This window comes from Membranihabitans marinus, from assembly GCF_021729155.1.
In the GTDB taxonomy this organism is placed as follows: Bacteria; Bacteroidota; Bacteroidia; order Chitinophagales; family Saprospiraceae; genus Membranihabitans; species Membranihabitans marinus.
Window position 1 is genome coordinate 1 of the sequence record NZ_JAJQYA010000050.1, and the last position, 22,139, is coordinate 22,139.

General features: G+C 34.0%; 23 protein-coding genes and 1 pseudogene. 23 read left to right on the forward strand and 1 reads right to left on the reverse strand.

Going from position 1 to position 22,139, the window contains the following annotated elements; genetic code table 11:
• Both LVD51_RS18840 and istB read left to right on the forward strand, forming a co-directional pair.
• Window positions 1-969: Mu transposase domain-containing protein (locus LVD51_RS18840; protein WP_449566877.1), on the forward strand; the 969-nt coding region annotated here is incomplete at its 5' end.
• 19 nt (window positions 970-988) lie between these two features.
• Window positions 989-1,711 (forward strand): IS21-like element helper ATPase IstB, encoded by a 723-nt coding sequence (gene istB, locus LVD51_RS18845; protein WP_236972927.1) that lies wholly within the window; start codon window positions 989-991, stop codon window positions 1,709-1,711.
• Between the two features lie 463 nt (window positions 1,712-2,174).
• Here the strand turns inward: istB and LVD51_RS18850 are convergent, their stop codons facing one another.
• Window positions 2,175-3,098 carry a DUF4625 domain-containing protein gene (locus LVD51_RS18850; protein WP_236972928.1) on the reverse strand — a complete coding sequence of 308 codons (924 nt, stop codon included), beginning with the start codon at window positions 3,096-3,098 and terminating at the stop codon, window positions 2,175-2,177.
• A 438-nt stretch (window positions 3,099-3,536) separates the two neighbouring features.
• Here LVD51_RS18850 and LVD51_RS18855 point away from each other — a divergent pair, with 438 nt between their 5' ends.
• From LVD51_RS18855 to LVD51_RS18955, 21 genes and pseudogenes are all read left to right on the forward strand, one after another.
• Entirely contained in the window at window positions 3,537-3,839 is a 303-nt protein-coding gene (locus LVD51_RS18855) for an ArsR/SmtB family transcription factor (protein ID WP_394803193.1), read from the forward strand.
• A 45-nt stretch (window positions 3,840-3,884) separates the two neighbouring features.
• On the forward strand, window positions 3,885-4,154 hold the full coding sequence (locus LVD51_RS18860; protein ID WP_236972930.1) for a CBU_0592 family membrane protein: 270 nt from the start codon (window positions 3,885-3,887) through the stop codon (window positions 4,152-4,154).
• 23 nt (window positions 4,155-4,177) lie between these two features.
• Window positions 4,178-4,626 (forward strand): annotated as a pseudogene (locus LVD51_RS20275) (short chain dehydrogenase).
• Window positions 4,627-4,788: 162 nt separating this feature from the next.
• Window positions 4,789-5,844 carry an ATP-grasp domain-containing protein gene (locus tag LVD51_RS18870; protein WP_236972932.1) on the forward strand — a complete coding sequence of 352 codons (1,056 nt, stop codon included), beginning with the start codon at window positions 4,789-4,791 and terminating at the stop codon, window positions 5,842-5,844.
• A gap of 143 nt (window positions 5,845-5,987) precedes the next feature.
• Window positions 5,988-7,490, forward strand: coding sequence for a serine hydrolase domain-containing protein (locus LVD51_RS18875; RefSeq protein WP_236972933.1), 1,503 nt, complete (start codon window positions 5,988-5,990; stop codon window positions 7,488-7,490).
• Between the two features lie 525 nt (window positions 7,491-8,015).
• The gene (locus LVD51_RS18880; RefSeq protein ID WP_236972934.1) at window positions 8,016-8,204 is read left to right on the forward strand and encodes a hypothetical protein; all 189 of its coding nucleotides are present in this window, start codon (window positions 8,016-8,018) and stop codon (window positions 8,202-8,204) included.
• A 237-nt stretch (window positions 8,205-8,441) separates the two neighbouring features.
• A complete protein-coding gene (locus LVD51_RS18885; RefSeq protein ID WP_236972935.1) occupies window positions 8,442-8,693 on the forward strand; it encodes a hypothetical protein in 252 nt (83 codons plus the stop codon).
• A gap of 292 nt (window positions 8,694-8,985) precedes the next feature.
• Window positions 8,986-9,609 carry a TrmH family RNA methyltransferase gene (locus LVD51_RS18890; protein ID WP_236972936.1) on the forward strand — a complete coding sequence of 208 codons (624 nt, stop codon included), beginning with the start codon at window positions 8,986-8,988 and terminating at the stop codon, window positions 9,607-9,609.
• A gap of 171 nt (window positions 9,610-9,780) precedes the next feature.
• Window positions 9,781-10,482, forward strand: a complete 702-nt coding sequence (locus LVD51_RS18895; protein WP_236972937.1) for an adenine nucleotide alpha hydrolase — start codon at window positions 9,781-9,783, stop codon at window positions 10,480-10,482.
• 178 nt (window positions 10,483-10,660) lie between these two features.
• Window positions 10,661-10,999: a winged helix-turn-helix domain-containing protein gene (locus LVD51_RS18900; RefSeq protein WP_236972938.1), complete on the forward strand. Its 339-nt coding sequence runs from the start codon at window positions 10,661-10,663 to the stop codon at window positions 10,997-10,999.
• Between the two features lie 370 nt (window positions 11,000-11,369).
• Complete coding sequence (locus LVD51_RS18905) at window positions 11,370-11,663, forward strand: type II toxin-antitoxin system HigB family toxin (RefSeq protein ID WP_236972939.1); 294 nt, start codon at window positions 11,370-11,372, stop codon at window positions 11,661-11,663.
• Between the two features lie 2 nt (window positions 11,664-11,665).
• Complete coding sequence (locus LVD51_RS18910) at window positions 11,666-12,022, forward strand: helix-turn-helix domain-containing protein (protein WP_236972940.1); 357 nt, start codon at window positions 11,666-11,668, stop codon at window positions 12,020-12,022.
• 337 nt (window positions 12,023-12,359) lie between these two features.
• Window positions 12,360-13,199 (forward strand): SDR family NAD(P)-dependent oxidoreductase, encoded by an 840-nt coding sequence (locus LVD51_RS18915; protein WP_236972941.1) that lies wholly within the window; start codon window positions 12,360-12,362, stop codon window positions 13,197-13,199.
• Between the two features lies 1 nt (window position 13,200).
• A complete protein-coding gene (locus LVD51_RS18920) occupies window positions 13,201-14,112 on the forward strand; it encodes a helix-turn-helix domain-containing protein (RefSeq protein ID WP_236972942.1) in 912 nt (303 codons plus the stop codon).
• Window positions 14,113-14,902: 790 nt separating this feature from the next.
• Complete coding sequence (locus LVD51_RS18925; RefSeq protein ID WP_236972943.1) at window positions 14,903-15,049, forward strand: hypothetical protein; 147 nt, start codon at window positions 14,903-14,905, stop codon at window positions 15,047-15,049.
• Window positions 15,050-15,617: 568 nt separating this feature from the next.
• On the forward strand, window positions 15,618-16,658 hold the full coding sequence (locus LVD51_RS18930) for a ligand-binding sensor domain-containing protein (RefSeq protein ID WP_236972944.1): 1,041 nt from the start codon (window positions 15,618-15,620) through the stop codon (window positions 16,656-16,658).
• A 332-nt stretch (window positions 16,659-16,990) separates the two neighbouring features.
• On the forward strand, window positions 16,991-17,251 hold the full coding sequence (locus LVD51_RS18935; protein WP_236972945.1) for a hypothetical protein: 261 nt from the start codon (window positions 16,991-16,993) through the stop codon (window positions 17,249-17,251).
• 244 nt (window positions 17,252-17,495) lie between these two features.
• The gene (locus tag LVD51_RS18940) at window positions 17,496-17,918 is read left to right on the forward strand and encodes a DUF4231 domain-containing protein (protein ID WP_236972946.1); all 423 of its coding nucleotides are present in this window, start codon (window positions 17,496-17,498) and stop codon (window positions 17,916-17,918) included.
• Window positions 17,919-17,975: 57 nt separating this feature from the next.
• Entirely contained in the window at window positions 17,976-19,196 is a 1,221-nt protein-coding gene (locus LVD51_RS18945) for an SIR2 family protein (RefSeq protein WP_236972947.1), read from the forward strand.
• A complete protein-coding gene (locus LVD51_RS18950) occupies window positions 19,186-20,958 on the forward strand; it encodes an ATP-binding protein (RefSeq protein WP_236972948.1) in 1,773 nt (590 codons plus the stop codon). Before LVD51_RS18945 ends, LVD51_RS18950 begins: the two co-directional genes overlap by 11 nt.
• 107 nt (window positions 20,959-21,065) lie before the next feature.
• Window positions 21,066-22,139, forward strand: a 1,074-nt coding sequence (locus tag LVD51_RS18955) for a serine hydrolase domain-containing protein (RefSeq protein WP_236972949.1), incomplete at its 3' end; no start/stop codon positions are given.

Consider the following 22,139-nt stretch of genomic DNA (forward strand, 5'->3'; position numbering starts at 1 on the left):
TTTTTATACGCTTTGGGACGATGTCTACAATTTTTGGGAGGAGTACCACAAGTATTAGTACCTGACAATCTCAAGAGTGCAGTCATAAAGACCGACTTATACGAACCAAAAATCAATGTTGCTTTAGAAGACTTTGCAAAGCACTATGGTACTACAGTGATCCCGACAAGACCGGCCAAACCCAAAGACAAAGCATTGGTTGAAAATCATGTCAAGTTGGTTTATAGCCGGGTATACGCAAAAATCCGCAACCAACAGTTTTTTAGTTTAGCCGAGTTGAATCAAGCGATCAGTGAAAAAATGTTGGATCACAACCAAACTCGGATGCAAAATAAGCCCTATTGCCGTGAAGAGAAATTTATGGCTTATGAAAAACATCTCCTCAACCCACTACCAGACCAGATTTTTGAAATTAAATATTACAAAACATATAAGGTGCAACAAAATAATCATGTGCTGCTGGGGCAAGACAATCACTTCTACAGTGTCCCCTACGTCTATATCGGTCAACAAGCTAAGGTAATATACACCCGTTCAATGGTGCGTATCTATATCGATAGGGTATGCGTGGCGACACATCGCAGAAATCGAACCAGTAATGCATATACTACGGTCAAGGATCATCTTTGTTCCACACACCAACAATATCAGAAACGCAGTCCAGGCTATTATATTCGTCGTGCCAGTCAGTGCTGTGTGGAATTACATGATTTTACCCAGCTTTTATTCAAACAAAACCGACCACCAGAACAACTCTACAGAACCTGCGATGGCATGCTTTGTTTATATCGCAAAACAGACAAAGAGTTGTTTAAAAAAGCGTGCAAACTTGCGATCACGCACAAAATATATAGCTACGGATTTATCCTAAAACTAATCAAAAACAAAGTCATGGATCAACCTGAAGAAGCACAAAAAAGAAGCTTGCCGAATCATGACAACATTAGAGGAGAAAGATATTATTCATAAACACTTATAAACATAAATTATGATGACACCAATTACATCAAAATTCAATGAACTGCGATTGCGGGGTATGAGTCGCAGCTGGGAATCTTTAGTCGAGACACGCCAACATCAAGACCTCACCTTAAGCGAAGGATTGGAGATATTGCTCCATGCAGAGAAATTAGACCGTGAACAACGTCGTTTTGAACGGCTAACTAAGAATGCTAGGTTCCGCTACCAGGCTTCAATCGATGAACTTAATCTGGACTCATCACGAGGAATAGATAAAACCCTATTGGCATCTCTTGCCACTGGTACTTATCTCAAAAATGGAGAATCTGTTATCATTACTGGAGCCACTGGCTGTGGAAAAAGCTTTATCGCTTCAGCACTCGGTCATCAAGCATGTGCCCAAGGCTACAAAACAGCTTACTTCAATATGCAAAAGCTCACGCAAAAGCTAAAGATTACAAGGCTTGAAGGAACTGTTTTGTCTTTCTTCATGAATATAGCGAAAACTGATCTGCTGATTTTGGATGATTTTGGTTTAACTCATCTTGAAAAGCAGCAGCAATTGGACTTAATGGAAATCATCGAAGATCGGCATGCACGTCATTCAACCATTATAATCAGTCAGCTCCCTGTTGCTAGCTGGTTCGAAATTATTGGGGAAGCAACCATTGCTGACGCTATATTGGATCGATTAGTCCATACTTCCCATAGAATTCAATTGAAAGGAGAAAGTTTAAGGAAAATAAAGTAATTTTGTCAGTATAACAGCCACCTAAAAACCAACAACTACACAGGTGGGGCAATATCACGGGATTGGTGGGTCAGTATCACCGGAATATCCAGATATTGTAGAAATTATGGCAATTGTCGGTAGACAAGATTTAAATATTAAACTGTAACCTGAAATAATAAAAACCGTTGCCAACACAGTGTAAATGCAATAGCGGCATTAGGCATTTTTTTGAAAGTTTGTGCGAAACCGAATTTTTAATATATTATCAGAGTGCAGTGCAAAAAACTGCTTCGGCATTTACACCTAACCGTTACCTGCAAGCAATAATAAAATTGAATTGTGTTTTTACCAACTGGTAAATATTTTACGATAAGTGTTTTTGTGACTGAATCTAAAGAAGACTTATTGTTTTCAATTTTAATTTAAATACTCAATTAAGCAGTGCCAAGTGTTTAACACCTGACACTGGTATTATAATTTCTTACATTTCTAATGTAACCTCTGTATAATGAAAGAGGCTCATGTTATAGCTCGTGTTTTCATAAAGAAATCCTAGATAATATTGTCCCGCTTCCCATGCCTTTAAACCGGAAATTGGGTTTGGTGTGGGTTCATTATTATCAAACTCCGCTCCTATTAAGAAGTCTGGATATGCTTCGGTGTCAAAATTTATATTAGCGAGGTCTTGAGCCTCCTCTACACCTGTGTGCTTTTCAATATCCCAAATGATGGTTTTAGAATAATCTATGGCATCGATAGACTCTGGCTTATGATTAAGCTCCTTTTTAATAAGCACCACATAAAATTGTCCTTCTCCTTTTATACCTGCCACAAAGAAATTTGCTCTAGGAAGATCGTCCATATAAAGCGTGTAATCCGGATCTCCAAATACCTGTCCCCCAGAATACTTATAAATACTTCTGCTAGTTTTTGTATCATATGTAGATATAATAGACAAGATTGGATCAACCGGCAGGTTATCAGGAAGATATATAGTGATAGACCTTATCTCTTCTAAAACGGCACCGTTTTCATCACTAACTACAATAATAAAGTCATAAACGCCTTCTACAGCTTCATCAGGAATGTTAAAGTGTTCGTGTACAGTGGCATTTTTAACGCCCTTAAATTTGTCCCAGCTCATTTCAAAACTCCAGGGGCTATCATAGGTTTCTCCATCTTTAGGCTCAATTTTTATTTGTACAAGGTCAATTTTTTCGCCCGCTAATATTTCTGCGTTGAAGTGAAAGTCACGGCCAATAACACCTATTTCATTATTGCTGAGACCAACCTCCACGTTGTCAATGGTCGGTGATAATGGTTCTAGATCGTCTCTTTCACAGGAAGAAAATAGCAAGCATATCAAAGGGATTATTAATAAGAGGTTTTTTAATATTGTTTTCATTTTTTGAATATTATTTATTGTTTATAATTTTTATTTTTTAAGCCCCTATATCAATAGCATAAATTGCTTAAAATTCTTTAAATACTAAATGCAACTGTGTTGCAAATATAAAATTTTATAAGGAAAACTATCCAAAGCCAACGAAAAAATAATATCTAACATAGCTAAAGTGGGTCGGGATTATTTTATATAAGAGTAAATGATAGGCCTAATATCAAAAAATGCCAGCAGGTAACAATGTATATACAAAATAGGCGATATGGTAGTAATTTCAACGGTTGTAGCCCGTTTCAACTTTGTTACGGCTTGATAAGTTTATAGCCCGTAATCGCCTACTTTGCATATACTCAATTTTGGCAACAAGCTAAAAAACATCAAACTTCAAAGAAAAATTCCAATTCATTTTTATATATGGAGAATTATCAATATGTTGGCGGTATGAATTTAAAAACAGCAACTGAGATAGGAAAATGTTTATCAAACCAAACAAGGTTTCAGATTTTGGAATGGCTGAAAGAACCAGAAAAACACTTTCCACCACACGAAACATTAAAACATTTTAATGATGGTGTTTGCGTTACCTATATTCAAGAAAAAGCAGGATTATCTCAATCAACAATTTCAACATATTTGACTAATATGGAAAAATGCGGACTTTTAATATCAACAAGACACGGTAAATGGTCTTACTTAAAAAGGAACGAAGAGACCATTAAACAATTTGCAGATTTTCTAACCTAAAAAAAATTTGATACCATATATCTACATTTCTAAATATATCAAACTATGAAATTATTAATTGACATTTTAGGTTGGTCAGGTTCCGGATTGATAATCCTTGCCTATGCCCTAACCCTCATCGAAAACAAAAAATATTTGGACTATGGAAAGTATTTAAACTTGCTTGGAGGTCTTTTAATAGCCATAAACTGTTATTACTACAATGCTATTCCTCCATTTGTAACCAATTTACTTTGGAGCGTCATTGCAACATTAACCATTTACAAATCAAGAAATAAAAAAGAAAATTATAACAAAACTCAATGTTTAAGTTAAAAATTAAAACAATAAAAATTTAAATAATTGGAAGAAACGGAACAATAGGAAAAACCGTTGTTTCACATTTTAAAGAAAAGAACGAAATTTAAATCGCTGGACGTACCAATGGAGAGGTGATTGTTGATATTGCTGATAGTAGTTCGATAAAATCAATGTTTGAAAAGATTGGTAAAGTGGACGCCAAATTGCTTTATCTACAGAAATTTTGCCAGATGACCCAGTTGTAAAAACTACAATTGCTGCAATGGTAAACGGCGGAATTCATAGTTTTGTACAAGCTGTTGCGCTTGAAATTGAAAACGGAATTAGAGTAAATGTTGTATCTTCTGGAATGGTGGAAGATGCTTATGAAAAATACAAAAACTATTTCCCAGGACATAATCCAATACCAATGAAAAAAGTAATTAACGGATATGTAAGAAGTGTAAACGGAAAAGGAAATGGCGAAATAATTAGAATTTACGACTGAATAAAGCCAGTTGCCAACACCGTATAAAATTAATTGCTGTTTATAGCCTACTTACGAAAGTCCTCGAGGACTTTCTATCTGTGATTTATTTGCTAACTTTAGTGTTCAAACACGCAACGAAATCATACACTAGACCGTTACCTGCAAGCAAAACAGAACGAAATGAACAAAATAGCAATATTGTACCAAGCTCAACTTCCACCCGTAAAGGATGGAGTACAAAAACCTATGAAGCCAGGAGGTTATTCTGACAGCGGAGCAGATATTGCATTTGAATTATTGAAAAACAATATTGATGTAGTTACACCTGTTAAAAATCCAAATCAAAACAATGATAAGGATTGGGTTTTTCCTGATACAATAAAGGGGATTGAGCTGGCATTACAAAAAGGTGCAAAAATCTTTTGGTTAAATACAGTTCTATATCAACACCATACCATAGAAAGCTATCTTGACAAAGAATTGGAAATAGTTGGACAAACACCTGAAATGGTTGATCTATATGATGATAAAATGTATACTAATAGTTTATTGAAATCTAATAATATTCCCATTCCAAAAAACGAGCTTATCACAATTGAAAATTACAAAAGTTTATCCCTTGAATTGGAGTTTCCATTGGTTCTTAAACCCATTAGAGGAAGAGGAAGTCAAGGCGTTACTAAAATTGACAATCGCAATGAACTCATAGAAAATTTAACCAAGATTTTTTCAGAAAAAAGTTACGGAAACGCAGTTTATGTTGAACAATATTTAAACGGACAGGAAATTACAATTACAGTAATGCCTCCAGGAAATTATGTGATTAATAACAACGAGGAATATTTTTATAGACCTTGGTGCTTACCTGCGGTCAAACGATTTAATCATAATGACGGAATCGCACCTTACAACGGAATAGTAGCTGTGATGGAAAATAGTGAGATTTTGAGCGATGATGAGCTACAGACAACTGAAATTCAAGAAGCGTATGGGCATTGTGTCAAATCAGCCGAACTAATTGGAATAAAAGCACCGATTAGAATAGATTGCAGGGCAAATGATCAAGGAAAATACTTTTTATTTGACCTAAATATGAAACCGAATATGACTGGACCATCTAGAACTCATAGAAATAACCAAGATAGTCTGACTTTACTTTCTGCCAGAAAAATCGGATGGAATTACTTTGATTTATTGAATAATATGTTAAATCAAAAATGGAAAACCAGCAGGTAAAAATGTATAAAAATAATAGCGATTTGATAGCTAAAACAAAAGTAAATGAATACAAAAAAGGTCTGTGTTTAACCGAAAAGTTGGTGCGTGTAAACCCGCTACTATTCTTATACCAGACCGTTGTGTGTAATTGAAATCTCTCTATGAAAACGGAAAAATTAATAATACTTATTGGGTTTTTATTATTACTGATTAGCTGTAATAATTACAACGATCTGAAGAATGGCATAGATGATTTATCTCACTATGCACTAGATCGAATTAAGGGCATTCCCAGTCTTTCAATTATTATAGTCAAAGGTGATGAAATTGTTCACATAGGAACTTATGGGTTTGCAGATGCAGAGAATGAGATAGAAGTAACCCAATCAACACCTTACTATATTGCATCAACGACAAAGTCATTTACTGGAACCTTAGCACAAATACTTCATGATGACAATGTCCTTGATCTTGACGCATCTATTACCGCCTATAAGCCGATTAAAAGCTTTGATGACAAAACTCTCTTCAATGGAATTACTCTAAGAGAGCTGCTTTCACATAGCTCAGGATTAAGCAATGGCTATTTAGTTTGGCGAAATGCAGTTTCAGGCCAGTACGAACCTCAACAGCTTATTGATATCCTCGAAAATTATACGTCTGACTTATCGAACGATAAAAGTTTTAAATACGATAATCTAGGGTACAATATTTTCGACTTAATACTTCAAGAAGAATTAGGTTTGGACTGGAAAGAATTGTTAGAGGAAAAAATATTTAGTCCTCTGGAAATGAAAGCAACTACAGCTTATTATACTAAGGCAATGAGCCAAAAACAACAGCCTGCTCAACCCTACATTTGTATTGGTGATTCAACCCAACCTGTTCGAGCTAATTCAAGAAAAGATGAAAAAACCATGCAAGCTGCAGGCGGGCTATATGCATCAATTGAAGACACTGGTAATTGGCTGATTTTCAACATTGAGAATGGCAAATATAAAGGTAATTATATATACGATCCAGATATGTTGGAGCGAGTTCATACTTTGTATTCAGAAGTAAATAAAAAGGGCGCCATCTTTACAGAAGTTGGGTATGGATTAGGATGGCATATTTCTAAGTACAAAGATCAAAATGTTTTATACCATAATGGAGGTTTCCTCGGTAATTCAGCTAAAATTTCCTTTATGCCTGATAAGAAAATTGGCGTAGCTGTTTTTGCGAACGAATCCTTCTTTGGAGACAATATCGCTGATCTTCTAACGTCCTACACATTTGATTACTATCTGGATTCCTTGGAATCAAGTGACGTCTATTTAGAGCAAGTTGAAAATTTCGGCAAAAGAATCAATAAGATGAATAAGTCGTATGCAAATTCTGTATCTGAAAGAGCTGATAGAAAACCCTCGTTAACACTCAACCTTTCTCAATACGAAGGTCAATATTCGAACGAAGGATTTGGTGATTTGTCTATAACTACAGAGAATGACATAATGTATATGAGCATGGGATTACTTAGCTCCAAAGCATATTATGGCAATGAGATAAATACACTGGAAGTTGACTTTAGTGGTCCTGGGAGCAAACAATTGATAGAATTTACAATCACAGGCAACACTGTGGAGTCCTTAAAATTCAAGGGCTTGGAATTTGTCAGAATATAGGCATAATAAAAACTACACACAACAGTGTATAATAATAGCCGAAATAGTAGTAAATTCAAGAGTTATAGCCCGCTTCAACCTTACTGTAATTTGACAGGAATGAAGCCCGCAATCGGCTACTATTCTTATACTAGACCGTTGTCAGAAATATAAAACTGAACTGAAAGACAGCGGTGGCACGACAAAAACTCCTTTTTGCAAAAAATAGAAAAGGGCCATATCCCAGAGTGACTCACTCATAGCTAACTGTCTGTGTCAAGTACCTTCAGTAATTTTATAGATCTGACAGCGGGACATGACCCGTCCTAAAAAAGAGGTTAAGACAAGTATTTTGTCACCATCAGATTACTATATCTGATGTTAACTCTTTAATTTTATTACAAATGAAGAAGTTATTCATTTTGTTAATACTATGCTGTTTTACTGTATTTTATGTGATGTGAGAAGGAGGAAGTTCTTTTACCAGAAGAATATTTAGAAGAAGGATTTGGACTGTCTTTAGCAGAAATGAAGGAAATTGGCGTAATGCATAAAGAGTTAATGCTTGAAATTGCGAAAAATACTGTTTTAAGTTGTGAAGAATGTAAAAATCGGGAAATCAAACAAACAATTTCAAAAGTTTATGCTTCAACCCTTCCATCGTTAAATAGGTACGATCAAAACTTAGAGAATGATATTGAAATCTGGATGAGTGATGCTACTAAACTGAAATAAAATAACTATAATTTTTATGCCGTATTTGGTTCTGAAACAAATGATAATATTGCCATTTCTGTTGAAGATTTATTTGTTTTGATGGAAGCATCCCATTCAATTGATCAGATTCACGAAAAAATCGATAACTATGTCGAATTAACAATAGAAGATGAAACTTTAAGTTCCTTTGAAAAGGAGGTAATAATTTCTTCTGCGGAAGTTGCCAGAAATACCTTTGCACTATGACTCCAACGGATGTCGGGGGTAAATTATTCAAGTCACTTTGTAAGTTACTTGAACAGGGATGAAGATTCCAGTAAAAAGAACAAGTGGAGTCGGAAAGGAGCGGCCAAAGGAGATGTAGCTGGACTAGCAAGTTATTTTAATAGCTTAGGAATAGCTGGATCAATAACGGCTGCAGCAATACCTGGGACAAATGTTGCTATTGCTGTATTAGCAGCAACTTCAGCAGCTGTAGGTTCAGTGATTGGTGGAGCTAGTCAGTAGTCGAATAGATACTAGTTTAGAATATAAAAAACAATAAAATGAAGCCAATATATTTCTTGACTATTGGAATAGTACTTTTTATAATACTGTTTCTAATCGACCCTAAATTTTTAGGATCTAGTAATTATTTGATTTACGCGTTGATTGGTATTTTAGGTGTTCTATTGACATTGGTGATAGACAGAAATTTAAAATCAAAACAATAGATACACCTGGCAACCCTGTATATGAAGTAAGAGAGGCGTAATCGCCTCTCCTACTCATATACTTACCGTTGGGCATAATTTGAGAAATGAGCAAAGAAATTGAAATAAAAGAAAAAAGTTCTTTAAGAAAAAGAGCGGACAAAATAAAAGAACAGAGATGTAAAAATCTGATTGCAGTTCTTGCAGAGCCGAATATGATTAAAAATATCGGAACTGTAATTCGGAATATCAATGCTCTCGGAGTTGAAAAACTTTATGTTGTGGATAGTCAAGGACGACTTCCTGACGATTGGCAAGATATGAGAGAAAGACGTTTATTGATTAAGTCTTCTGTTTCAGCGATTAAATGGAGTTTTGTAAAAACATTTAGGAGTACACAAGAATGTATCGACCATCTGAATAAAAATAGATTTACTTCAGTGGTGACTTCACCGCACATAAAAGGAAAGACAAACGTTATTTTACACGAGGGAAATTTCACCCTAAAAAGACTTTCAGTTTGGTTTGGAAATGAGTCACGTGGAATTAGTGATTTAGCAGTTGAAAACAGCGAAGCGTGTATTCAAATTGAGATGTTTGGAATTATTGAGAGCCTGAATTTAGGGACTTCATCTGGAATTGTGCTTTATGAAATTGCTAAACAAAGACGAAAGTATCAGAATAAAAATAAACGTAGACGGAAAAACGACCCGAAAATAAAAGTTGAATAATAAACTTTGCCCAACAATGGCTATAAGTAATTGCTCGTTCTCGCCTACTTACGAAAATCCTCGCGGATTTTCTATTCGGTTTTTATTTGTTAAATTAAGTGCTTAAAACACGCCATTAATCAAACACAAACACGTTGTGCGTCAGTAAAAAACAACACAAGAATAGAAATTATGACAAAAAGAAAAAAAGCAGTATTTAGTTGGAGTGGTGGAAAAGATTCTGCCTTAGCTCTACAAAAAATACTACAAGAAAACCAATTTGAAGTTGTTTCACTATTGACCACAATCAACTCAGAAACGCTGACATCTTCAATTCACACTATTCCTTTAAATCTGTTATTAAAACAATCTGACAGCATTGGACTTCCACTTTACACTGTACCACTTTCAAAGGACACAAAAAACTATGAAGAAGGAATGATCGAAGCAATCACCCATTTTAAAAATCAAGGGGTTACTCATTTTATTTTTGGCGATATTTTTTTAACAGATGTAAAATCGTATCGTGAAAGCAAGTTCAATCCATTAGGAATTAAAGTAGTTGAACCTCTTTGGGGCATATCGTCTGAAGAACTAATGAACGACTTTTTAAAATCGGGCATTAAGACAAAAGTAATCGTAACACAGGCGGACAAATTAGATCAGACATTTATCGGGAGGGAAATAAACCACGACTTTGTTAAATCGTTGCCAGACGAAGTTGACTTATGCGGAGAAAATGGTGAGTATCATACATTCTCTTATGATGGAGAACTATTTAAATATAAAATTGACTTTAAAATTTCTAAAGCAAACCGAATAACTTATGATTTTAAAATAGACAATGGAGAAATTAAAAGCTATGAATATTGGCAAGCTGAACTATTGGAATAAAAGAAAACCGAACGCACAACAACGCATATAGCTTATGGTTGGTGAACGGCTACCAGCAAGGTTTTCGGTCCGTTGCCAAATTTGGTTTCGGTGGACAGGAAAGTGATTCGGAGCCGTCACAAGCCATATGCAAACCGTTGTGGCTAATGTGAAAAAACCCGAAAATGAAATTTAAAATATGACAATAAAAGAAGCCATTTTAAAAAGTCTTGACGACATAAACGGACTGACAAACTATATGGAAGTTCACGACCACATTGTAAAAAATGGTTATTATGACTTTGGTTCAGCCAAAACACCACCTGCAACAATTTCGGCACTTTTGGGAGATTTTATTAGAAATGGAGATTCTCGTATTAAAAGAATAAAGCAAGAAGGTGGTTCATACGCATATTATTTAACCAAAAACGAGCAAGATATCGGAATTGAAATCTTGTCAGGCTCGACAGAATCGAATTCAGGATTTAATTCGCGATTTTATAGAAATAAACGGAAGATTAGTGCAATGGGAAATTGATAAACCGAATGATTTAACTGATATAGAAGAATTCTTCTGGACAATTAAAGGACTATCAAAATTTAACAGAAATAGACTTACTGATTTTATTCCTAAAACCTGGAATCCATTCATTGAAAAAGAAACGAAAATTGATAATATGATTGAAAAAAACAGATAAGCACTATGCCTAACACCGTATATAATTTATTGTTAGTTCTAGCCTACTTACGAAAATCCTCGCGGATTTTCTATTCGGTTTTTATTTACTAAATTAGTTGCTTAAAACACGCAACAAACCATATATAAACACGTCGTGCACAAGCTAAAAAAATCGAGATAGTTACCAAATTGGTAACTTTTTTGTATATTTACGTCAAACAACTATAATGTGCGAGTAATAGCGAAACGAACTTTACGAGATTTTTGGGAAAAACACGCCGATTGTGAAGAGCAATTAAAATCATGGTATAGAGAAATCGAAAAATCCGAATGGAAAAACATTAACGATTTAAAGAATGAATATCCAAATGCGAGTATTTTAAAAGACAATCGAATTGTTTACAACATTAAAGGTAATAATTATCGATTGATTGTAAAATTTAACTTTGAATACGGAATATGCTGGATAAGGTTTATTGGAACTCACGCAGAATATGATAAAATTGACGCAAATAACATCTGATTATGAAAATATTACCGATTAGAAACGAAAAAGACTATCAAATAGCACTCGGCAGACTTGAGGATATTTTTGATGCAAAAAAAGGAACGGAAGAAGGAGACGAATTGGAAATCCTTTCGATTTTGATTGACAGATACGAAAATAATAATTTTCCAATCGGAATGCCCGACCCAATCGAGGCAATTAAGTTTCGAATGGAACAAATGGGAATGAATCAAAAAGATTTAGCAGAAGTTGTGGGATATAAAAGCAGAGTAAGTGAAATACTAAATAAAAAACGAAAACTGACTTTATCTATGATTAGAAAATTGAACGCTAAACTACATATTCCAACTGAAGTCTTAGTCCAAGATTATTAAAAATAAAGCCTGTGGGTAACACTGTATATAGCAAATAGGGCGTTCATGGTTAATGAAAGTTCAGTGCTATTTACCAACACCGCCAAATCTTTTGATTACCCGCTAGGGAAATGTAAAATAAATTTGGCTTTTAAGATGAAAAAATTAAAAACATAATACAATGTTTTGGCTCAATGCAAACTTGAAGGTTTATCGCTTTCTACAGCCCTACATGCCATATACTAACCGTTAGGGGTAATAAGACAAAAATCAATTGTAATATTGAATTTTAATACGTTTATCCTTGATTTGAAAACTTTATTCTTTGATGTACCCAGTAATTTTGTAAAAAAAAAATATGGATACACAAAAAATTTGGTTTATCACAGGAGCCTCTAAAGGTATGGGGCTTGAAATTACAAAAGCAGTTTTGAGAAATGGAGATAAAGTCATTGCAACTTCTCGAAATACCGACACGCTTATAGAAAAAATTGATGAATATGAGGGGAATTTGCTTCCAATAAAGCTAGACATCACCAATGAAAAAGAGGTTGAAAATGCGATTTCAAAAGGCATAGATGAATTTGGACAAATAGATGTTGTGGTCAATAATGCAGGGTATAACCTGTTGGGTAATATCGAAGAAATAAGTGATGCCGAGTTTCGAAAAACAATGGACGTTAATGTTTTTGCAATGACCCATATCATCAGAAATGTTTTGCCACACCTACGCAAGCAAAAATCGGGGCATATTATCAATACGGCATCTATGATGGGTTATATGAGTTATCCCGCCCACGGAAGCTATAGTGCGTCTAAATATGCGGTTATTGGAATATCAGAAGCACTTGCTCAAGAAGTCTCTCCTTTTAGCATAAAAGTAACTATCCTTGCACCGGGAACATTTCGTACAAAGTTTATGAAAGAGGACAGTCTGAATGTTGCGAAAAATAAAATTGACGCCTATAATTTGGATAAACAGGTTGAACAGTTTACGGGATTTGACGGCAAACAATTAGGTGATCCTAAAAAATTAGCAGAGGTAGTACTTCAACTCGCAGAAATGCCGAACCCTCCATTGCATCTTCCATTAGGTTCTGATAGCTATAATGCTATTCTAAAAGTTCGTAAAAATGAAAAGGAAGAAATAAAACAATGGAAAGCCTTATCTTTATCAACTGATTTTGAACAAAAATAGTATGAAAAAAGCTGCTCCATATAAAATTGAGTCAATATCTGAACTTCATAGATTATTCAATTTGCCAAAACCAATTCATCCTTTGATAAGCGTGATTGATTTTGAGCATTTGAAATTCGATTCCAATGAAATTTGGAGAAGCTTTTATTATGATTTCTATTGCGTAGCTATTAAAAAAGAGGCTTCGGGCAATTTTCGGTACGGACAAGGTTATTATGATTTTGATGAAGGAATAATGGGTTTTACCAAGCCTGGTCAAATCTTTTCTGTCACGAACCCTGCGGATGAGCCCGTGTCAGGATATATGATGGTTTTTAAACCTGACCTTGTACGGCATTATGAATTAGGTAAGGTTATTGGGAATTATGGATTCTTCTCCTATTCCACCGCAGAAGCACTTCATCTTTCTGAAAAGGAAGACCATATCATTATGTCCTTGATGCATCAAATACAAGATGAACTAAAAAATAACATTGACCATTATAGTCAGGATGTAATAGTATCGCACATTAACTTGCTTCTCAATTATGCAAAGCGTTTTCACAATAGGCAGTTTTTGACGCGAAGTTCTGTTAATAATGACATTGTAGTAAAAATGGAAGAATTAATGGATGCCTACCTAAAAAGTGATGCTACACTATCTGGTGTTCCAACGGTCAACTATTATGCAGAAAAACTCAATATCTCTCCCAATTATTTGAGTGATTTACTTAAAAATACTACCGGTAGAAATGCGCAAACCCATATTCAAGAATCAATAGTTGAAAGAGCGAAAGAACTGCTTTCCACAACTAATTTAAGCATAAAGGAAATTGCTTATGATTTGGGGTTTGAATACCCTCAATCATTCAGTACTATGTTTAAAAAAAACACACAACAAACACCCTTGCAATTCAGGGCATCATTTAATTGAAAAAATACTACCGCTAACAATGTGTATAAGCAATAGCGGGTGAAGTGCTAAAAGCGAAGTTCTGCTTTTTAGCTATCTTTGTGTCTAACCGAACAGTAAGTGCATAAAATCCGCTACTACTCATATACTCGACCGTTGTCAGAAATATAAAACTGAACTGAAAGACAGCGGTGGCAAGACAAATATTCTCTTTTGCAAAAAATAGAAAAGGGCCATATCCCAGAGTGACTCACTCATAGCTAACTGTCTGCGTCAAGTACCTTCAGTAATTTTATAGATCTGACAGCGCGACATGACCCGTCCTAAAAAAGAGGTTAAGACAAGTATTTTGTCAATATCAGATTACTATATCTAATATTAATTTTTTAATTTTAAGACAAATGAAGAAGTTATTCATATTGTTAATACTATGCTGTTTTACTGTATTTTAGGGATGTGAGAAGGAGGAAGTTCTTTTACCAGAAGAATATTTAGAAGAAGGATTTGGACTGTCTTTAGCAGAAATGAAGGAAATTGGCGTAATGCATAATGAGTTAATGCTTGAAATTGCGAAAAATACTGGTTTAAGTTGTGAAGAATGTTTAAATCAGGAAATCAAACAAACAATTTCAAAAGTTTATGCTTCATCCCTTCCATCGTTAAATAGGAACGATCAAAACTTAGAGAATGATATTGAAATCTGGATGAGTGATGTACTAAACTGAAATAAAATAACTATAATTTTTATGCCGTATTTGGTTCTGAAACAAATGATAATATTGCCATTTCTGTTGAAGATTTATTTGTTTTGATGGAAGAAGCCAATTCAACTGATCAGATTAACGAAAAAATCGGTAACTATGTAGAATTAACATTAGAAGATGAAACTTTAAGTTCCTTTGAAAAGGAGGTAATAATTTCTTCTGCGGAAGTTGCCAGAAATACCTTTTCACTATGACTCCAACGGATGTCGGGGGTAAATTATTCAAGTCACTTTGTAAGTTACTTGTACAGGGATGAAGATTCCAGTAAAAAGAACAAGTGGAGTTGGAAAAGAGCAGCCTAAGGAGATGCAACTGGACTAGCAAGTTATTTTACTAGTTTAGGAATATCTGGATCAATAACGGCTGCAGCAATACCTGGGACAAATGTTGCTATTACTGTATCAGCAGCAACTTCAGCAGCTGTAGGTTCAGTGATTGGTGGAGCTAGTCAGTAGTCGAATAGATACTATTTTAGAATATAAAAAACAATAAAATGAAGCCAATATCTTTCTTGACTATTGGAATAGTACTTTTTATAATACTGTTTCTAATCGACCCTAAATTTTTAGGATCTAGTAATTATTTGATTTACGCGTTGATTGGTATTTTAGGTGTTCTATTGACATTGGTGATAGACAGAAATTTAAAATCAAAACAATAGATACTCCTGACAACCCTGTATATGAAGTAAGAGAGGTGTAATCGCCTCTCCTACTCATATACTAACCGTTAGCTGCAACCTAAAACAACAAAAAGAGAATAATGAACTTTCTAATTTCATCAATAACTTTACTTCTATTTTTTTCTTGTTACGGACAGAAACGGAAAACTGTTGAAATAAAAGAACCTAATGCTTATACGAGTGCTGACATTGTTACAAGCAGTTTAATAGACAAAAATGGAGACTTATGGTTTGGGACATCAACCGAAGGACTTTATAAATATGACGGAGAGAAATTTTCGAACTTTAACGAAAAAAATGGACTTTGTACTAACCAAATATGGGACATCATTGAAGATGACAAAGGAATAATTTGGTTAGCAACTAATAAAGGCTTGTGCAATTATGACGGTAAAAAGTTTACTCAAATTTCACTTCCTTATATTGATGTAAGTAGTGAATGGTATCAAAACATTTACCCAACAGTAAACCCAAACCAAGCAAATTCACTAATCCAAGACAATAATGGTATATTTTGGATTGGAACTTCAGGTGGTGGTGCTTACAAATATGATGGAACAACATTTCAAAACATATTGGCAGAGAAAGGTAGGAAATATGAAGATAGTTTTCATCACAATGTAATTCAAAGCATTATACAAGACAAAAATGGAAACATTTGGTTTGCTTCAATGAGTAATGGTGGAATAACGAAATACGATGGCGAAACATTCCAAGAGTTCAAAACGGGAAGTGGATTAAGTGATAATATGGTGCGCTATCTCTATCAAGACCAAGAAGGTAATATTTGGATAGGAACAAATGGAAATCGAAATGGTGGATTGGATAAGTTTGACGGAAAAAACTTTAGAAACTTTAATGAAAGTAATGGTTTGTGCAGTAATAATGTTGCCGTTATATTCCAAAGTTCAGACGGAATAATTTGGTTAGGTAGCGACAGAGAAGCTCTTTGCTATTTTGAAAATGGAAATTTCAAATATTTAGACAAATTATCAGGAATTTCGATAAGGACAATCATAGAAGACAAAAAAGGAAATATTTGGTTTGGCGGTAGAAAAGGTAATCTATGGAAATATGACGGAGAGAAATTGACAGACCTAACACAATTGAAAAATGAATAAAAGGCAGCAGCTAACAATGTATATATAAAATAGGCGAAACAGTAATAAAATCAAGGCTTTTCGCTCGTATCAAACTTCGTACTTAACCGAAAGTTTGGTGCTTCGAAATCGCCTACTTTTCATACACTAACCGTTGTGCGTCAGCTGACAAACCTTAACTTATGAAGTAAAGAACCGTAAAATAAATATCTTCTCAAATGAAAAAAATTATTCTAATTCTAATCATTTCATTAACGACGACAATTTCTTTTTCACAATCTGAATTACAAGAAAGCACAAATTCTGATATTTATACTTAAGCAGTTACCTATCGTCTTTATCCAACAAAGAATATGTGGAATTTTATTAAATTAAATACCAGAACTGGTCAAATGTGGCAAGTACAATTTGACGTGGAAGGAAGTGATCGTTTTGAAACCAACTTAAATTATTATCCTCTTGTGGAAAAGGAAAAGCAAGTAGACGATAGGTTTAAACTTTATCCGACTCAAAACACATGGAATTTTTTACTGCTTGACCAAATAGATGGAAAAACATGGCAAGTTCAATGGTCTTTAAAGGTTAAAGACCGAGTAGTTATTCCAATAAACTAAAGTGAATTAAAAAAAAACCGAACGCACAACACGGTGTATAATTAATTGTGACTATTTTAGTAGAAATAAAAATTCATTACTTTTAAAAAATAGAATAAGCTATGATGCTTGTGCTCAGCAATTGTTGCAACGCGTTTAGAGAACGTAAGTAGGTATTGTTTAGCAAAATGAAAACCTTTGACGCAACAATCGCCAAACCACAACTAACCATACATAAACCGTTGTGCCTCATTAAAAGAACCAAATGGAAGAAACCAAATCAAAATATGAAATTCTTGTAGAGGAAATATCAACCATAGCTGATAAAACTTCAACTTGGAGCAGAGAGAATAAAAAGAAGTCATTTAATAATTATATCGGAATTGCAATTGCCTCAGCTGCAATAATCATTCTAGTTGCAATCGCAAATGACATTCCTGAAAACTTAAGTTTTATCGCCAAAATAGCCACCTTAATCCTTAGTGGAACAACCACATTTCTAGCTGCTTGGGATGGTTTCTATAACCACAAACAACTTTGGATTAATTATGGTGAAACAAGGAATCATCTTAGGTCACTTCAATTAAAATTGAAATTATGGAAACAAACTGAAAGAGAAGATGACTCAATTCTACGAGCAATTTATGAGGAATATCAAGATGTTCTTCAAAATGGAAATTCAAATTGAAAAGCTCTTAGAATCGAAGAATCCAATAACACAAACCAATCCAAAAAATAAAAGCTAATGGAATTTATTTATATCAATGGAAGTAGTTCGGTAGCAATTGAAAAAACAGTAGATGGAAGATCTGTTGAAAAGGTTTTTATAGACGGAAAAATTCACAAGTTTGCAGAAGATGACACAGCTGATAAAAATGAATTCGCTCAAAAAACTAAAAGAAATAAATATCAAAAATTTCTAAGCAGACAATTTGAAAACCTAGTTGTCTTAACAGGGGCGGGGTCATCAGTTGGCGTAGGAGAAGATGGAAAAACAGGACGTTTATTAACTCAATTATGGGATGATGCGGAAAAAAAATTGACAGCAGCTAAACTTGATTCCTTTTGTCAATTAGTTAAATACACCGATAAAGAGGGTGACCAATACACAAAAAATTTAGAGAAACTGCTTTCTGTTGCCAATGCTGCCAAGGATTTCGTTTCTTCAACCAATGATGTAAACATTGCTAAGACAATTGATGAAATCCAAAAAATAATAAAAGAAAAGTGTGATTTGAAAATTACAACGGACGCTCCACACCATTCCTTTATTGAAAAAATAACTAGAAGAAAAGTTACCCTTCCAAGAGCTAAGATTTTCACTCTTAATTATGATACTTTGTTTGAACAAGCTGGCAGAAAAGGCAACTTCACCATTATTGACGGATTCTCTTTTTCGTTTCCAAGGTATTTTAGCGGTCGTAACTTCGATTATGATGTTGTATTAAGAGACAAGAGTAGATTAAAGGAAGAGGACAATTTCATAAATCGTGTATTTCATTTATACAAACCACATGGTTCAATAGATTGGGAAAAAACAAAAGAAGGAATCAAACAATCTGATGTAGTTGACAAAGCTCTAATGATTTATCCTAAAGATAGTAAATATGAAAGCTCTTATGAGCAACCATTTTTTGAGATGATGTCTCGATTTCAGCAGAACCTTAGGAAGGATAATGTTCTACTAATCTGTATTGGATTTAGTTTTAATGACAAACATATAGTAACGGCAATACAAGAAGCTTTAGAGCAAAACTCCGGGTTTCAACTCATGGTTGTCAATAAGGGTATTGATACGACTAATAATTTTAAATGGTTATTAAATCTGGCTAAAAAGCATTCAAATATTGTCTTAACAGACGAGTTGTTTTCTGATTTTGCTTTTAACTACCCGATACTAAAATCTTATACTCAGGATGAATTCAAAAAAATAACTGTTAACCTAACTGATACAGATGGAGAATAGAAACCCTTTTGAACACAGTTATTTCATTGGTTATGTAAATCAAGTTATGGCTCAATATGTCAAAGTTCACTTTCCATCTTCAACTTTATTGCAATCTTTCACATTTAAAGGAGAAAGACTTAACGGTGGATTGGTTGGGAATTTTGTTGTTATTGAAGGTGAACAATACGGATTCTTAGGTAAAATATTAGAACTTTCATTGCCAGAAAAAGAACGATTAGAATTAAGTGAAAAATCATTCAAGAATAAAGATTTTCATCCAATAGGTAAAATTGAAATTTTATTATCATTTGATTTATTCGAACCCTCAAAAGTTGAAAAGGGCTTAAACTCATTACCTGTAATTGGAGCAAAAGTCTTTGTTTGCTCTTCTGATTTTATTAAAGGTTATTTTCGGAAATTTGGAGTTAAAGAGAAAGCTTCTGAAACTAGTCCTGTTTTTGAATTGGGAACATTGACTTATGACAAGTCCGCTTCTATTGAAATTTCTCAACAAGCCCTATTCGGAAGACATTGTGCAGTTGTGGGCACTACAGGGGGAGGTAAAAGTTTTACAGTTAGTAAATTATTAGAAGGAATTATCTCTAATAATGGTAAAGCCATAATAATAGATGCCACTGGAGAATATCACACGCATGATTCAAAACCTTCATCCTATACACCGATAAAATTATCAGATAGCTCCTTCTTTCATTACTCAAATCTCACGATTGGTGATTTATTTGTATTGTTAAGGCCTTCTGGTCAAGTTCAAGCCCCCAAATTAATGGAGGCTATTAAATCGTTGAAGGTTTTAAAAATTCTAGAAGAAAAATTAGAAACTGATGATTCAATTACAAAAATTGAAGAGGGATATTCTATTTCATATGGAGGTGACCAGTCAGGAATAATACATGTGAGAGATGGAAATATTGTAAAAGCTGAAAAAAAGCACAAGCCTTTTAATCGAATCTATAGCAAATATATGACTGAAATTGAAGGTACTGATTCTAACTTTGATATAAAATCACTCGCTTTTCAAATAACAAAAGAATGTGTTTTTGATACTGATTTTAATGACAACAAAATTTGGGGGCGCAGAAATGATAATCATTTAAATAATTGTGTAAGCCTAATACTGCGAGTACAAAATTTAATCAACAATCCATTATTTGATGAAGTCTTTGGATTTAATAAAGAGAAAGTTGATGCAAATGAACTAACAAATGCCATCAGCGCTTTTTTAAACAGTGACAAGGGACTTCTTAGAATTGGATTTGAAAAAGTTGGTTTTGATTTTCAAGCACGTGAAATTGTAGCTAATTCGATAGGAAAATTTTTGCTAGAAAAGGCTAGAAAAGGAGATTTTAAAAATAATCCTCTAGTTCTATTTGTTGATGAAGCACATCAATATCTGAATAAAGCAGTCAAAGATGAATACTTTGAACTTACACAATTGAATTCATTTGATTCAATCGCTAAGGAATGCAGAAAGCATGGTCTTTTCTTAACAATTGCAACTCAAATGCCACGTGATATTCCAGTTGGAACTCTTAGTCAAATTGGGACATTTATTGTTCATAGGCTAATAAACCACTTTGATAAGGAATCTGTTGCAAATGCAAGTTCATCTGCAAATAGAAATACTCTTGATTTTTTACCAATCTTAGGTGCTGGAGAGGCAATATTAATGGGTGTTGATTTCCCAATGCCAGTTATGTTGAAAATTAATAAACCGAAAACAGAACCTGACTCTGCAACTCCCCTATTTACAACTGAATGAATTAAAATAAAAACGAGGCACAACACGGTATATATTGCATAGTCATCCTTCGGGATGGCTACGCACCATATACAAACCGTTATAGTCTATATATTAATAATCAATAAATGATTTTTAAACCCAAAAATATTATTCTAAGCCTTTTCTTACATCTATTGTCCATTGCTAGTTTTGGACAAAACTCCAATGCAATTGATTCATTTATTAAAGGTGAGATGGCTGAAAAACAAATTCCTGGATTATCAATTGCAATTATTCAAAATGGAAAAGTAATACATGAAGGTGCTTATGGTTATTCTGTCATTGAACATCAAGTACCAGCGAAAAGAGAAACTATATATGAACTAGCCTCTATTACAAAGCAATTTATTGCTACTGGAATTCTCTTGTTAGTTCAGGATGGCTTGATCAATTTAGATAAACCCATAGAGAATTATCTTGAGCACCTACCTGATAAATGGAAATTTTTAACCTTGAATCAATTGCTATCACATACAGCAGGGTTAGCACCCCAGGATTTAGAATGGAAAAGTCTTAAGGCAAATGGTTGGCCAAAACACGTCACGAGAGAAATGATGTGGAATTCAGCTAAGGAAGATTCTGTTTTTGCAAATCCTGGTTCACAATTTAGATATCATAATACTGGATATTTTTTGGCAGTACTAATTATTGAAAAAATTACACAACAGGATCATAGGGATTTTTTTAAAGAGCGAATTTTTAAACCGCTTGGAATGACATCCACTTATTTTGAAGATCAAATAAAAGTAATATCAAATCAAGCTAGTGGTTATACTTTAAAAAATAATGAAATAGTAAAAATATGGCGAGTTGGACAAGAAGATATTGGAGGTGGCCAAGGCTTATATTCAAGTACAGCCGATATGATAAAATGGAATGAGTCAATAAGAACTAATAAATTGCTCAAATCAGATTTACAAGCAAAAATGTTTAGTAAAATCAAGTTAAATAATGGAAACCAAACAAAGTACGGTTTAGGATGGTGGATTTCGTCACGAAATGGTGTAATATTCTATTATCACAATGGCATAACAGGTCCAGAGTTTTTAAAAATTCCTTCAATGGATCTAGATATTATCATACTGGTTATTTCGGAGGGACTGTGCCACCTATTTCGGTCAAATGGTGCCACTTTGAAAGATGTTGTAATGATAACAAAA